12 protein-coding genes are annotated in these 14,289 nt (G+C 59.2%); 11 read left to right on the top strand and 1 reads right to left on the bottom strand.

All coding sequences use genetic code 11. The features are described 5' to 3' along the window. Positions 1-31: 31 nt before the first annotated feature. The 11 genes from SB13_RS14310 (at position 32) to SB13_RS14260 (ending at position 12,962) form a co-directional block, all read left to right on the top strand. Positions 32-748 carry a DUF554 domain-containing protein gene (locus SB13_RS14310; protein WP_026741010.1) on the top strand — a complete coding sequence of 239 codons (717 nt, stop codon included), beginning with the start codon at positions 32-34 and terminating at the stop codon, positions 746-748. A 53-nt stretch (positions 749-801) separates the two neighbouring features. Beyond that, the gene (locus SB13_RS14305; protein WP_081821863.1) at positions 802-1,236 is read left to right on the top strand and encodes a PNPOx family protein; all 435 of its coding nucleotides are present in this window, start codon (positions 802-804) and stop codon (positions 1,234-1,236) included. A gap of 57 nt (positions 1,237-1,293) precedes the next feature. Further along, positions 1,294-1,857: an isopentenyl-diphosphate Delta-isomerase gene (gene idi, locus SB13_RS14300; RefSeq protein WP_026741008.1), complete on the top strand. Its 564-nt coding sequence runs from the start codon at positions 1,294-1,296 to the stop codon at positions 1,855-1,857. Positions 1,858-2,096: 239 nt separating this feature from the next. Beyond that, positions 2,097-2,630 (top strand): PadR family transcriptional regulator, encoded by a 534-nt coding sequence (locus tag SB13_RS14295; protein ID WP_051616324.1) that lies wholly within the window; start codon positions 2,097-2,099, stop codon positions 2,628-2,630. A 47-nt stretch (positions 2,631-2,677) separates the two neighbouring features. Continuing rightward, positions 2,678-3,328, top strand: a complete 651-nt coding sequence (locus SB13_RS14290) for an O-methyltransferase (protein ID WP_026741006.1) — start codon at positions 2,678-2,680, stop codon at positions 3,326-3,328. Positions 3,329-3,426: 98 nt separating this feature from the next. Continuing rightward, on the top strand, positions 3,427-4,548 hold the full coding sequence (locus SB13_RS14285; protein WP_026741005.1) for an efflux RND transporter periplasmic adaptor subunit: 1,122 nt from the start codon (positions 3,427-3,429) through the stop codon (positions 4,546-4,548). Then, positions 4,548-7,655: an efflux RND transporter permease subunit gene (locus SB13_RS14280; RefSeq protein ID WP_026741004.1), complete on the top strand. Its 3,108-nt coding sequence runs from the start codon at positions 4,548-4,550 to the stop codon at positions 7,653-7,655. Before SB13_RS14285 ends, SB13_RS14280 begins: the two co-directional genes overlap by 1 nt. Before the next feature lie 3 nt (positions 7,656-7,658). Beyond that, on the top strand, positions 7,659-9,050 hold the full coding sequence (locus SB13_RS14275) for an efflux transporter outer membrane subunit (protein WP_026741003.1): 1,392 nt from the start codon (positions 7,659-7,661) through the stop codon (positions 9,048-9,050). Positions 9,051-9,140: 90 nt separating this feature from the next. Further along, positions 9,141-9,929 (top strand): siderophore-interacting protein, encoded by a 789-nt coding sequence (locus SB13_RS14270; RefSeq protein ID WP_026741002.1) that lies wholly within the window; start codon positions 9,141-9,143, stop codon positions 9,927-9,929. A 279-nt stretch (positions 9,930-10,208) separates the two neighbouring features. Beyond that, a complete protein-coding gene (locus SB13_RS14265; protein ID WP_026741001.1) occupies positions 10,209-11,924 on the top strand; it encodes a tannase/feruloyl esterase family alpha/beta hydrolase in 1,716 nt (571 codons plus the stop codon). 357 nt (positions 11,925-12,281) lie between these two features. Then, the gene (locus SB13_RS14260) at positions 12,282-12,962 is read left to right on the top strand and encodes a DUF3313 domain-containing protein (protein WP_026741000.1); all 681 of its coding nucleotides are present in this window, start codon (positions 12,282-12,284) and stop codon (positions 12,960-12,962) included. 584 nt (positions 12,963-13,546) lie between these two features. On the opposite strand, the gene SB13_RS14255 is transcribed toward SB13_RS14260, so the two are convergent. After that, the gene (locus SB13_RS14255; protein WP_026740999.1) at positions 13,547-14,275 is read right to left on the bottom strand and encodes an IclR family transcriptional regulator; all 729 of its coding nucleotides are present in this window, start codon (positions 14,273-14,275) and stop codon (positions 13,547-13,549) included. Positions 14,276-14,289 lie beyond the last annotated feature (14 nt).

The following is a 14,289-nucleotide window of genomic DNA, read 5'->3' as shown; positions in this document are numbered from 1 at the left end:
CACGCTGAAAACCATAACAAGGATAACGAAAATGCTAATCGGACCTTATGTGAACGGAGCGGCTATCGTGATAGGCGGCCTGCTGGGCGCGCTGATCAGTACACGGCTTCCTGAGCGGATCAGAACCGCATTGCCCCTGACGTTCGGCCTCTGCTCCATGGGCCTTGGGATCATGCTCATCATCAAGGTGAAGTTCATGCCCGCCGTCGTGCTGGCCATGATCCTCGGCGCCATTGTGGGCGAACTGTTGTACATCGAAAAGGGCATCGGTAAGGCGGCTGGCACCACTCGCGGGCTTATCGACCGCGTCTTCCCGGCGGTTGAAGGCGTCACGCATACCGAGTTTACGGATAAATTCGTGGCGATCCTGGTCCTGTTCTGCGCCAGCGGCACCGGGATTTTCGGCGCGATGCACGAAGGCATGACCGGCGACCCGTCGATTCTGTATATCAAAACGGCGCTGGATCTGTTTACCTCGGCGATTTTCGCGACGCTGTTGGGGTATGCTGTCATCACCATCGCCGTTCCGCAGCTGATCATCCAACTGGGATTGGCGATGCTGGCAGCCATGATCCTGCCGCTGACGACCCCCGATATGATGGCGGATTTCTCCGCCGCGGGCGGGCTGATCATGCTGGCCACCGGGTTAAGAATTTGCGGTATCAAGCCATTTCCCGTCGCCAACATGCTGCCGGGACTCTTTCTGGTGATGCCGCTCTCCCATTTGTGGTCGACCTACGTCGCCTGATGTCAGGCCCGCGGACCCGGGGCCGATAACCGGGTCCACACACTAAGAGGCAAATGATGCAACCATTACCGGCCCCCGCCGCCGACTTTATCGCAGGCCACCACGTGTTATCGCTGACCACGCTGGACGAAGACGGCCTGTGGAGCGCCAGCTGTTTCTATGCCTTCGATGCCGCCAATGCCAGTCTGATCGTTCTTTCCAGCAGTAGCACGCGCCACGGCGGCGCCATGGCGGCCGGGAGCCGGATCAGCGGCACCATCAGCGGTCAGCCCGAGAAAATTCGCGACATCCGCGGCATTCAATATCTGGCGACCGTCGGTAAGCTGGACGGGGCGGAACGCCGGGACGCGCTCAGCCTCTACGTCGCCCGCCACCCCATCGCGCGCCTGAAGCCCCTCACTGAAGTGTGGCGGCTGACGCTGCAGACGATAAAGTTCACCGACAATGCTACCCTGTTCGGCGCGAAGGAACATTGGTCGCGAGAGTAACGACGCCGCCAGCGTTTGGTCGCTGAAAGCGGTAATACATAAGCATTGAGGACTCCCATGACTACCCCACTGGAACACGTCGTATTGCTGGATGCCGACAGAAATCCCATCGGTACGATGGACAAAAGCGTGGTACATACCGATAAAACGCCCCTGCATTTGGCTTTTTCCAGCTATTTATTCTCACCCACAGGCCAGTTTCTGACCACGCGCCGCGCGTTATGCAAGAAGGCCTGGCCGGGCGTCTGGACGAATTCGGTCTGCGGTCACCCCCAATTGGATGAAAAAATGGAGGCGGCAGTCCATCGTCGCTGCCGCTACGAGCTGGGCGCAGACGTCGATCGGATCACGCTGGCGGACGACGAATTCAGCTACTGCGTCACCAGCGCCTCCGGCATTATGGAAAACGAATATTGCCCGGTATTTATGGCAGTGATCACCAGCGACTTGTCGCCGCGTGACGACGAGGTGCTCGACTATCGCTGGGTCGATCTTCCCGATCTCATCGATGCCGCCGCCAAAACTCCATGGGCATTCAGTCCGTGGATGGTGCAACAGCTCGCCATTCCCGCGCTGCAACGTCGGCTCAGGTCATTTGCCGCGGCGCTGACCGCACGCTAAAAACTCGCTCGGCGACGGTCAGGCGGGGTCTCAAGCGACCTCCGCCGACGAGCTCATCGCGCGTCAGATCCCGGTACGGCCGAGCTCCGGATGGCGTATGGACATAATCTGAAATATAAAACAACGCGCCGCTATCACTTCATTACGCCCTTCTGCCACGGACTGCGTTGACGGCTATTTTCGCCAAGATATATCTTAGACAGACAGCAGAAACGGAATGATTTTCACACCTAACGACCATGAAAAAGTCATTGTGTCACGCCGATGCCCTACCCGGAGGGATTGGTACTCAACCTCCACAGCGCGCTTCACGACGGGCGAAAGTCTTCAATCGGCATGAGCTGTTTCTGCTAATTTTATATTTGATCCGCATTAACCCGACACACGGCTACGAAATTATCCGTTCGGTCGAGGACTATTCACAGGGAGCTTACATCCCTAGTCCGGGGGTCATTTATCCCTTGTTATCGACGCTGGAGTCCGAAGGGCTGGCGTCAGGGCATGAAGAGAACGGTAAGAAGCAGTTCGCTATCACGCAGCGGGGCAGGAAATATCTTGATAAGCAAAATGATCATTTACTGACAACACTCGCCAAGTTAAAAGCGCTGGTTTTAACTCATAATCCCCGGCGGGTTCCAGATATTGATGATGCGATTGAAAATCTGAAGGCTTGTATAAGAAAAAAACTCCATCGTGGGAACCTGAATTCAGAACAAGTTAAACACGTAAGGGATGCCATTGATGCCGCGGCACGGGCGATTGACGCACTTTGACGTCACCGTGCCGCTTTTCACTAAATGACTGATACAGGCTTATACGTATGACATCGGAACCTACCCACCCCATCAATACGATCAGCGATACCAGAATCCTTGCCGTCATTGACAAACTGAACCGCGAACGGCGATTTCCCGCCAAAGGAACCTCGCCCGAAACCCTGGCCGACCACCCCACGGACTTCATCGACTGCGGGTTTTCCATCCATCCCACACAAGGCGAGTTGATCTATCTCCTCTGCCGCTCTCTGCGTGCGACGCGGGTGGTCGACTTCGCCACCTCCGTCGGGATGTCCGCGATCTACTTCGCGGCGGCGCTCAAAGATAACGGCGGCGGCAAGGTCATCGGTTCGGAGCTGGTGCCGGAAAAAGCGGCTATCGCCCGACGAAATCTGGCCGAAGCCGGACTAGCCGACTACGCGGATATCCGCGTCGGCGACGCCCGAGAAACGCTGCAAGACCTGGGCGGAGAAGTCGACTTCGCACTGATCGATGGATGGCCCTCCAGGCGCGGTACGTCGTTGGCGCGCGACGTCATCGCCCTCGTCGCGCCGCAGCTGCGCATTGGCGGCATGGTGCTTAACGACAACGCCGAGCCGGATTTTCTCGACTATATCCGCGCGCCGGAAAACGGTTTTATCTCCGTCAGCCTGCCAATCAAGGGCAACACGGAGCTGGCGCTGAAAGTGCGTTGACGACCGCGGCGCCGGTGCCGCGCCAACCATGAAAAATGCTTCTCTTGTTACGACTTAACCAGTCACCGACTTTATCTCGCCGAATACGGGGAAATGTTATGCAGTTACGCATGCTATGTCTTTTAACATTGATTGGTCTTAGCGGTTGCGACGACCGTAGCGCGAAAACGGAAGACGCCGGGCCGACCGAGGTCGGCGTCGTGACGCTAAAACCCACGACCTTTACGCTGGAAAGCGAATTGACCGGCCGCACCGCCGCTACGCTGACGTCTGACGTCATTCCCCAGGTCGGCGGTATTATTCAGAAGCGCCTGTTTACCGAAGGCGATGAAGTGAAAGCCGGTCAGCCGCTGTATCAGATAGACCCGTCCAGCTACAAAGCCACCTACGATCAAGCCGCCGCCGCGCTGCAAAGCGCCAAGGCGCTGGTGCTGTCTGACTGCCTGAAAGCCAAGCGCTACGCGGGACTGGTGAAAGAACAAGGCGTGTCGCAGCAGGATGCGGACGATGCGCGTTCCACCTGTGAGCAGGATAAGGCCAGCGTGCTGGAGAAAAACGCCGCGCTGGAAAGCGCCCGTATCAATCTGCAATGGACGACCGTCACCGCCCCTATCGCCGGGCGCATCGGGATTTCCAGCGTGACGCCGGGGGCGCTGGTCACCGCGCAACAGTCCACCGCGCTCACGACGATCCGCACGCTGGACAACATGTATCTCGATCTGACTCGCTCCAGCGCCGACCTGCTGCGCTTACGCAAGCAGGCGCTGGCGACCAATAGCGACACGCTAAACGTCACCCTGACGCTGGAAGATGGTACGGTTTATCCGCATAAAGGCCGTCTGGAATTGACGGAAGTCGCCGTCAACGAGTCCACCGGATCCGTTACGCTGCGTTCCGTGTTCCCCAACCCCGACCATGTGTTGCTCCCCGGTATGTTTGTCCGTGCCAAAGTCGATGAGGGCGTGATGCAGAACGCGATACTGGCGCCGCAGCAGGGTATTACGCGCGATGTAAAAGGCAATGCCACCGCACTGATAGTGACGAGCGACAACAAAGTGGAACGCCGCAGCGTCGTCACGGCGGAAACCGCCGGCAGCAACTGGTTGATCGCAAGCGGCCTGCAGAGCGGCGATCGGCTTCTGGTCGAAGGCAGCGACAAGGTGGCGACAGGCAATACCGTTAAACCGGTCGAAGTTCAGCTGACGGGGGGCACAGACTGATGTTCTCCCGCTTCTTTGTGCGACGCCCGGTTTTCGCCTGGGTGATCGCGATACTCATCATGATGGCGGGGCTGATGTCGATCCGCACGTTGCCGGTCGCACAGTATCCCGACGTCGCACCTCCTTCCGTGCGCATCAAGGCCACCTACACCGGGGCTTCCGCGCAAACGCTGGAAAACAGCGTCACCCAGATCATCGAACAGCAACTGACCGGGCTGGATAACCTGCTGTATTTCACCTCCACCAGCAGCTCGGACGGCGAAGTCGAAATTCAGGTGACCTTCGCACAGGGCACCAATGCCGATACCGCTCAGGTACAGGTTCAGAACAAAGTGCAGCAGGCGGAGTCGAGGCTGCCCTCCGAGGTCCAGTCGTCCGGGATCACCGTGACCAAGTCCCAGTCCAACTTCCTGCTGATCATGTCGCTGTATGACAAGACCGACAAAGCCACCAGCTCGGATATTGCCGACTGGCTGGTCAGCAACATGCAGGATCCGCTGGCGCGTGTCAGCGGCGTCGGCAGCCTGCGAGTGTTCGGTTCCGAATACGCCATTCGCATCTGGATGGACCCCAACAAGCTGGCGTCCTATAGCCTGATGCCTTCCGACGTCGAGTCGGCGATCGAGGCGCAGAATATCCAGCTATCGGCCGGTAAAATCGGGGCGGAACCCTCCTCAGCCGACCAGCAGTTGACGGCGACAGTACGCGCGCAGTCACGCCTGCAAACGCCGGAACAGTTCCGCAATATCATCGTGAAAAGCGAATCCAACGGCGCCGTGGTGCATATCGGCGACGTCGCCCGCGTCGAAATGGGCAGCGAAGACTATACGTCGTCCTCGCGGCTCAACGGCCATCCGTCCGCCGGGATCGCGGTCATGCTGGCGCCGGGCGCCAACGCGCTGGATACCGCGGAGCTGGTCAAGGCCAAGATCAACGAATACAGCCACAGCATGCCTGAGGGCTATGCGGTCGCTTATCCGAAAGACAGCACCGACTTCATCAAGATCTCCGTCGAGGATGTGGTCAAAACGCTGATCGAAGCCATCGTGCTGGTCATCATCGTCATGTACCTGTTCCTGCAGAATCTGCGGGCGACGCTGATCCCCGCCCTCGCCGTGCCGGTCGTCCTGCTGGGAACCTTCGGCGTTCTGGCGCTGTTCGGCTACTCGATCAACACCCTGACGCTGTTCGCCATGGTGCTTGCTATCGGGCTGCTGGTGGATGACGCCATCGTGGTGGTGGAAAACGTGGAGCGTATCATGCGCGACGAGGGGCTCCCCGCCCGCGCGGCCACCGAAAAATCGATGGGCGAGATCTCCGGCGCGCTGGTCGCCATCGCGCTGGTGCTTTCCGCCGTCTTCCTGCCGATGACCTTCTTCGGCGGTTCGACCGGCGTTATTTACCGTCAGTTCTCCGTCACCATCATCTCCGCCATGGCGCTGTCCGTGGTGGTCGCGCTGACGCTGACGCCCGCCCTGTGTGGGCTGTTGCTGAAACACAGCAAACCCCATAAGAAGGGCTTCTTCGGCGGCTTCAACCGGTTTTACGCCCGCACGCAAAAAGGCTACAGCCATCGTGTGGTCTCCGCGCTGCGCCGCCCGCTGGTGATGTTGATCGCGTTCGCCGCCATCGTCGCGCTGATGATCCTGTTCCTGTGGCGGCTGCCCAGCAGCTTCCTGCCGAACGAGGATCAGGGGCAGATTATGGTGCAGTACACCCTGCCGGCGGGGGCGACGGTTAACCGGACCAACGCCGTCAACAAACGCATCACGGACTGGTTCCTCACAGAGGAAAAGGACAACATCAGCGTCATCTATACCATCACCGGCTTTAACTTCAGCGGTAGCGGGCAGAACGCCGGTATGGCATTTGTCGCGCTGAAAAACTGGGACGAACGCCCCGGTTCGAAAAATACCGCGCAGGCGATCGCCAACCGGGCGATGAAAGCGCTGTCCACCGAACGCGACGCCCGCATTTTCGCCTCCACGCCACCGTCGGTGCAGGGGATGGGCCAGACCAACGGCTTTACCTTTGAACTGTTGGCCGACGGCAGCACCGAACGCGCAAAACTGATGGAGCTGCGCAGCCAACTGCTGAAACAGGCGGGCGCCAGCCCGGAACTGCAGTCGGTCCGCGCCAACGATCTGCCGCAGATGCCGCAGCTACAGGTCGATATCGACAACAACAAAGCCGTGGCGCTGGGCCTGTCGCTAAGCGACGTGACGGACACGCTGAGCAGCGCGTGGGGCGGGACTTACGTCAACGACTTCATCGACCGGGGTCGGGTCAAGAAAGTCTACATTCAGGCCGACAGCCCATTCCGCTCTAAACCGTCGGATTTGAATCAGTGGTACGTCCGCGGCAGCGACGACAGCATGGCGCCGTTCTCCGCCTTCGCCTCGACAAGTTGGACCTACGGCCCGGAAACCTTGACCCGATATAACGGTTCCGCCTCGTTCGAAATCACCGGGGAAAACGCCGACGGCGTCAGTTCCGGCGATGCGATGAATAAAATCGAAGCCATCGCCTCTCAGTTGCCCTCAGGCTCGACCTGGGCGTGGAGCGGACTCTCCCTGCAAGAAAAACTGGCGAGCGGTCAGGCGCTGGGACTCTACGCCATCTCCATCATGGTGGTGTTCCTGTGCCTGGCGGCGCTGTATGAAAGCTGGTCGGTGCCGTTCTCCGTCATCCTGATCATTCCGCTCGGGATCTGCGGCGCGGCGCTGGCCGCCCTGCTGCGCGGCTTGAGCAACGACGTTTACTTCCAGGTGGCGCTGTTGACCACCATCGGGCTGTCGTCGAAGAACGCCATCTTGATTGTGGAGTTTGCGGAGTTGGCGGTGCGGCAAGGCAGCACGCTCAGCGCCGCGGTACTCTCGGCGGCCAAAACGCGTCTGCGGCCTATTATCATGACCTCCATGGCGTTCATCGCCGGGGTGATTCCGCTGGCGATAGCCACCGGGGCTGGCGCGAACAGCCGCATCGCCATTGGCACCGGAATTATTGGCGGGACGCTGACGGCCNCGCTGCTGGCGATTTTCTTCGTGCCATTGTTCTTCGTGCTGGTGAGACATTATTTCACCCGTCGCCATGACGTTCAGGAGTAAGACATGTTTTCTCGAATCACGCTTCTCTCGCTGTCGCTACTGCTGACCGGCTGTATTTCTCTGGACCCGGACTATCAGCGCCCCGCGGCGCCGGTACCCACCACCTGGCCGGGCGCCGCCGCGCAGCGCGATCAGACCGGCGCGGTGTTAACCGACTGGCAGCACGTCATGAACGACGCGCGTCTCAAGACCGTGGTGGAACGCGCGCTAGCCAGCAACCGCGACCTGCAGAAAGCCATCGCCGACATTGAAGCCGCCAAAGCGCTTTACGGCGAAGAGCGCGCCAGCCTGTTCCCGACGCTGAACGCAGAGCTGAGCCATACCCGGAGTCGGACGGTCGACTCCGGCGTCAGCGGAAGCAGCGAAGCGCAGGGCGCGGTCAGTAGTTTTGAAATCGATCTGTTCGGTCGTAACCGCAGCCTCTCTCGGGCGGCCAGGGAAACCTGGCTGGCCAGCGAGGCCACGGCGCAGAATACCCGCCTGACGCTGATCGGCGAAACCACCACGGCGTGGATCACGCTGGCGGCGGACAAAAGCAATCTGCAGCTCGCCAAAGAGACCATGGAGAGCGCGGCAAACTCCCTGCATATCACGGAACGCCGCATGGCGGCGGGCGTCGCGGCGGCAACCGACGTCAGCGATGCGATGACCGTCTATCAATCCGCGCGCGCCAGCGTCGCCAGTTACCAGACGCTGGTCGCGCAGGATATCAACGCGCTGAACCTGCTGGTAGGGGAAACGGTGCCGGAGAACCTGCAGCCCGCGCCGCTTGACCAGCTCAGCGACAGCGCGATCGCGCTGGTGCCGGCCGGCGTCTCCTCCGAGGTCCTGCTGCGCCGCCCGGACGTGCTGGAAGCGGAATACAGTCTGAAGAGCGCCAACGCGGATATCGGCGCCGCCCGCGCCAACTTCTTCCCGACCGTCTCGCTGACCGCCAGCGCGGGCGTCGGCAGCAACTCGCTGTCCAACCTGTTCAGCCACGGGGCCAATATCTGGTCGTTCGCCCCGAGCGTGACCCTGCCACTGTTCACCGGAGGCAGCAATTTGGCGCAGTTGAGATATGCTGAGGCGGAGAAAAAAGGGTTGATTGCAGACTACGAGAAAGCGATCCAGAGCGCCTTTAAAGACGTGGCGGACGCATTGGCGCGTCGCGAGACGCTGGCAGAGCAGCTCGACGCTCAGCAGCAGTACGTGGCGGCGGCCCAGCGCAGCTTCACGCTGGCTCAACGCAGCTATCAATCCGGCGTCGGCGATTACCTCAATGTTCTGACGGCTCAGCGCACGCTCTGGTCATCCCAGCTTGAGCTTATCGCGCTGCGTCAGACCGACTTTGATAATCGCATCACCCTCTGGCAATCGCTGGGGGGCGGCGTCAGCTCAACGACGGAAAAGTAACACCCACGACGGCGGCGGTTGTCGCCGGATCCGTTCATGGCCGGNCATCTTGCCCGGCCTGTGCTTAATGACTTGAACACGGGGTACATCATGACGACTGAATCTTCTCAATCCAGGCAGCCCACCCGTATACGTCTGCCGCTGGTATTTCGTACCTTAACGGTGAAAACCACCTCTCGCCTCCCCGGCCCATTCCAGCGCATCGTCTTCACCGGCGACGATCTCGACGGTTTTCACAGTCCGGGATTCGATGACCATGTGAAGCTGTTTTTCCCCGACCGTGAAACCGGCGAACTTCATCTACCCAAGAATGGTCCCGACGGCCCGATCTGGGGCGACGTGCGTCCGGCTAACCGTGATTACACGCCTTACCAGTTCGATGCGCTCGCGCGCGAACTCACCATCGACTTCTATCTGCACGCCAACGGCGTCGCCTCCGACTGGGCCAAAGCGGCCAAAGCGGGTGACATCATCGGCATGGGCGGACCGCGCGGCTCTATTCAGATCCCGGCGGATTACGCCTGGCAGTTGTTGATCTGTGATGAAACCGGGATCCCTGCGCTCCTGCGTCGACTTCAGGAGCTGCCGGACACCACGCGCGGCGCGATAGTTATCGAAAGCGGAAGTGAAGACGAACGTCCTGCCATTCCGGTTAAAAGCGGTATGACGCTGGAATGGATCGCTCGGGACGGCAATGACGATGCCCAGAAATTGATTGCGGTCGTGGATCGCCTGACATTTCCCACCGACGATTACTTCGTCTGGGCGACCGGCGAGAACCACAAGATATTCACGCTTAAAACCTATCTGACCGGCGCTCTGGGACTGGACGAGGACTACGTTCGCGCAGTGGCCTATTGGAAACGCGGGGCCGAGTAGTCGCGATCCCCTTTCGCCGCTGTCAGGGCACGAGTGCGGAACGAGCGGCAATGATGCCGCCACAAACGGCAACACGCCGATATGAATGACAGAATTTGGCTCTAGAAACAGCGTCAGCCACCGCTTGACGATGGCGGCAAAGCTGTCAGGCCGCCCAAATATGATGGCGCCATACCCGGCTTCGTTCGCGGAGCCGCTGGCGCCATCATGGACGTTAAACCAGGTTTGGCGAATTTTCGCGCTGGTTTAAGGATAAATCATGACAAACAAGGATAATTTATGCGAATAGCATCCCCTCTACTCTGGCTTCTGGCCTCGGTGTCCCTGTCAGGGATCGCCACGACGGCGCAGGCCAAACAGAACCCACATGTCAATCAAACCACCCTCGTCAAGCAAGCCGTGTCCTGCGCCTCGCTAGCGAAAGNGGATCTTACCGACATCGGCGGACAGGGAAGCCGTATCACCGCGACAAGCGAGTCTACCTCCAATGGAGAGACCCACTGCGTCGTCGACGGCGTACTCGCCCCCGCCATCCAGTTCAAGGTTCTGCTGCCCTCCACCACCTGGACTCAACGCTTCCTGCAGCTCGGCTGCGGAGGTTTGTGTGGTCGTATCAGCCTGGATGTCGGCGCGGCGGCAGGCTGTGCTCCGCTGAATGCGAGCGGCTTTACGGTCGCGACCACCAATATGGGGCATGAGTCAACGGAGACGAATTTCGGCGATGATGATCAGAAGCGGCGCGACTTCGCCTACCGAGGCGTGCATCTGACCGCGGTCACGGCGAAAAAGCTCATGAGCGTGTTTTATGGACGTTCGCCATCCTACTCCTACTTTAGCGGCTGTTCCGACGGCGGTCGTGAGGCGCTGATGGAAGCGCAGCGCTACCCTGAGGACTTCAACGGCATTATCGCCGGGGCCGCGGCCATGAACTTCCAGGTACAGAACAGCATGTATCACGGCTGGCAGGCGCTGAGCAATATGGATTCGGACAACAAAGCGATCATCGTTGCCGCCGATTTGCCGCTCATCCACAAAGCCGTCATTGCGCAATGCGATGCGTTGGACGGACAAACGGACGGGCTGATTTCAGACCCAATGAACTGCCATTTCAATCCATCCGTGTTGCAGTGCAAAAAGGGGGAAAGCAATAGTTCGGGCACCTGCCTCAGCGTCACGCAGGTGAATACGCTGCGTAAACTCTACGCCGGACCGCGCGCGCGGGTGACCGGAGAAAAAATGACCGTCGGAGGTCCGCAGCCGGGTTCCGAACTCTCCTGGGCCGGCGTCTTCGTTCCGCAGAATGCCAGCGACACGCCCAGCAGCGCGACCATCGCGTTGGAAGCGCTGAAAAACGTCATTTTTGAAAAAAATCCGGGGTCAAATTACACGCTCAAAGATCTGAGCTTCACCACGGAGACGTTCGCAGAGCTGCACGCATTGCATCCGCTGAATGACGCCACCAACCCAGACCTGTCTGACTTCAAAGCCGCAGGCGGCAAACTGATTGTCTGGCATGGCTGGTCCGATCCCCATATCAGCCCGATCAACAGCATCGCTTACCATGAAGCGCTGGGGAAAACCCTGGGCGTCGCCCAACGCCACGCGTTCGAACGCCTCTATCTGCTACCGGGTCTCTATCACTGCTCAGGCGGCGACGGCCCGAGTCAGGTAGATTTCCTGACGCCGATGCTGAACTGGGTCGAACAAGGCGTCGCGCCGGAGAGCATTGTGACCTGGCAGGCGGCACAAGAAGAAACCAGCGGCTTCGGTCAGCCGACTCAGGGCGATAACACGCAAAGCGCGCTGAAGCTGGAAACGATCTCGTCCACTGCGGCGTCACGTCCGGTATTCCCTTACCCGTATTACGCGGTCTACAGCGGTCAGGGGGATGAAAACGTCGCGTCCAGCTACGTGAGCAAACCCATCAGCCCGCTGCCGACGTCATTCCGCTGGCTTGGGAAAACGTTTTATACGCCTTACCCACCGATGCAGTAACCTGCTGTAGTCCCTACCCTACGGAGGGCCGCCTCCGTAGGGCCTCATCGCCCCTCTCGTCTCACACTCCGTCATCTAAAACGTCGCCTCGCCTGCCCTCATTAATATTCCATCATCGTGAACATATGTTCACATTTTTTGCTAACAAAACTGAACCGATGTGTACATTTTATTGACAACCTATTCGCGCCGATCAAAACTGAACCGTACGGTATGCTTTTGAACGCGACACGCTACCGGTCTTTATTGACGACGGCCCGGTCACTCAAGGCGACTGAACTCAAAATGCGTTAACACGGCGTCTCCCGCACGACGCTTTCCGACCCACATTGGTGATCTTTTTAGAAGGTTTTACGAATGAGCATATTGACCAAGGTAGTCCGTTCCTCTGCAATGATCGTCGCCATCGCCTTAGCCGGTTGCGCCGGCACCCAACCCGCCCGCTACGCCGGGATTGAGTCCTCCTCTCAATGGCAGCCCAATACCGGTGCTGAATCCGATCGTATTCCTTTCCGCTACGCCGCGCCGGTGGACTGGACAAAGTACACCCACGTCATTCTCGACCCCGTCACCGTTTATCCGGGCAGCGACAATCAGTTTGGCGATATGGATCCGGACGATCGCCTGGCACTGGCGAAATACATGCAGGATCGCTTCAGTGAAAGCCTGAGATCGCGTTTCACCGAAACCAAAACGCCGACGCCTGCAGCCATCAGAATCAAGCTGACGCTGACGGGGGCGGAAACCACCACGCAGGTGGTGGGGACGGTGACCAAATTCGATCTCGCGGGCGGCCCCTACAACATTGTGCAAGCCCTTCGCGGTAAGGAAGGCATGCTCAGCGGGTCCGTTAGCTATGCGGTGGAAATTTACGACGCCGCCAGTCATCGCCTGCTGAACGCCTACGTCGCCAAGCAGTACCCAAATGCGATGAACGTGGGCGCCACCATCGGCTCACTCAGCGCGGCGGAAGTCGGCATCGATAAAGGGGCCGATGAACTGGTCGACATGCTGAAGTCATCCGCACCGGCGGAGTAAGACGCGGATGCCGGCGTTTCGTCCGGTGGAGAAAACCGTGACACGCAATTGCAGCAGGCGAAACCGAGCGGTTCATCAGCTGCTTTTGCATGACGCTCACCCCCTGATAACGTCAATGACAGGAGCCCGACGATGAAAATACCACGCTTAATGATGTGCCTCGCAGCGATGCTCCTGCTGAACGGGTGTATCGTTGTCGGCGGTCACCCACGGGATCATCATTCGCGTCCGCACGATGACGACCCTCGTTCCTATGACGTTCGCGATCATCATCGCGGGCGTGATTATCGCTAAGGCAGGCAAACGCGGGCGGCACTGAACTGGCCGCCCGTGTTTCCTTTGCTGGTTTTTTTACTGACCCTGCCGAACGCGCCGGAACCCTTTCAACTAGCAGAACAAACGGCAAAAAGGACGACATTGTCGACCATAGTCAAGCTGGCGGCACGTCCCAAATCTGACACTTGTGTCTGAGCGGGTTGTCTTATTGGAAGGGAAATGGATTCAAACATGAAGAAAATTCTGGTCATTGCCTCTCTGTGAACGAGTGACAATGCCAGAAGCGGAAGCGACTTATCTCGATGAGATCAGTCGAGTTTTTTCGTATTGACGAACTTTTCCTGCAGCATGCGATGGACAAGATCTTGCAGCGCGGAAGCCGACCACCGGCAGGCCGGACCGCTCATCCCCAGTGCCGCGGCAACCCGTCCTTGTTTATACAGCGGTATGGCCACGCAGCACAGGCCCGGCTCTACCTGTTCCAGATCGAGCGCAAAGCCCTGCGCGGCGATGGTCTTCAGCTCCGCGCCCAGCGACGCGGACACTTTCCCCGCTCGCCGCAGACTACGCACTAATCCGACATCGTTGGCCAGAAGGATTTTACCGATGGCGGAGGTGGTCAAATCTTCGCGATTCCCGCAGGGACAGGTCGCCCGCAGTAAGCTGCCATCACATTCGACGGAATCAATACAGAGATACTCGCTTGTCCCGCACGGGACGGCCAGGTAACAGGTTTCGCCGCTGATCTCGGCGAAGCGCCGCAGTACCGGCCCGAACGTGGCTCGCAATGCGGTATCTTCGTCAGTCAGCGGCTGCGCCAGTTCACGCAGACGTAAGCCCAGCGCATAACGTGTGCCGTTACGGGTGACATAGCCCATCGCCGCCAGCGTATTCAGCAAGCCGTGCAGCGTACTTTTGTTTAATCCCAGCTGTGTCGTCAGGTCGACGAGACGGGATTCCCCTCCTGCCGCGGCAATGGCTTCGAGTAACGCCATTGCTCGCTCAACAGACTGGATCTTTCGGTTATCGTCGATCATCCTTTCCCTCTCAA

This window comes from Lonsdalea quercina subsp. quercina, from assembly GCF_000688695.1.
GTDB classification, from domain to species: Bacteria; Pseudomonadota; Gammaproteobacteria; order Enterobacterales; family Enterobacteriaceae; genus Lonsdalea; species Lonsdalea quercina_D.
The sequence above is the reverse complement of the archived record's forward strand: the minus strand, read 5'-3'. Positions and strand labels throughout refer to the sequence as shown.

Coding starts and splice junctions, on each gene's coding strand:
- SB13_RS14270 (WP_026741002.1), top strand. CDS start 9,141: ATGACGACTGAATCTTCTCAATCCAGGCAGCCCACCCGTATACGTCTG.
- SB13_RS14305 (WP_081821863.1), top strand. CDS start 802: ATGATGCAACCATTACCGGCCCCCGCCGCCGACTTTATCGCAGGCCAC.
- SB13_RS14260 (WP_026741000.1), top strand. CDS start 12,282: ATGAGCATATTGACCAAGGTAGTCCGTTCCTCTGCAATGATCGTCGCC.
- SB13_RS14275 (WP_026741003.1), top strand. CDS start 7,659: ATGTTTTCTCGAATCACGCTTCTCTCGCTGTCGCTACTGCTGACCGGC.
- SB13_RS14295 (WP_051616324.1), top strand. CDS start 2,097: ATGAAAAAGTCATTGTGTCACGCCGATGCCCTACCCGGAGGGATTGGT.
- SB13_RS14290 (WP_026741006.1), top strand. CDS start 2,678: ATGACATCGGAACCTACCCACCCCATCAATACGATCAGCGATACCAGA.
- SB13_RS14285 (WP_026741005.1), top strand. CDS start 3,427: ATGCAGTTACGCATGCTATGTCTTTTAACATTGATTGGTCTTAGCGGT.
- idi (WP_026741008.1), top strand. CDS start 1,294: ATGACTACCCCACTGGAACACGTCGTATTGCTGGATGCCGACAGAAAT.
- SB13_RS14255 (WP_026740999.1), bottom strand. CDS start 14,275: ATGATCGACGATAACCGAAAGATCCAGTCTGTTGAGCGAGCAATGGCG.
- SB13_RS14310 (WP_026741010.1), top strand. CDS start 32: ATGCTAATCGGACCTTATGTGAACGGAGCGGCTATCGTGATAGGCGGC.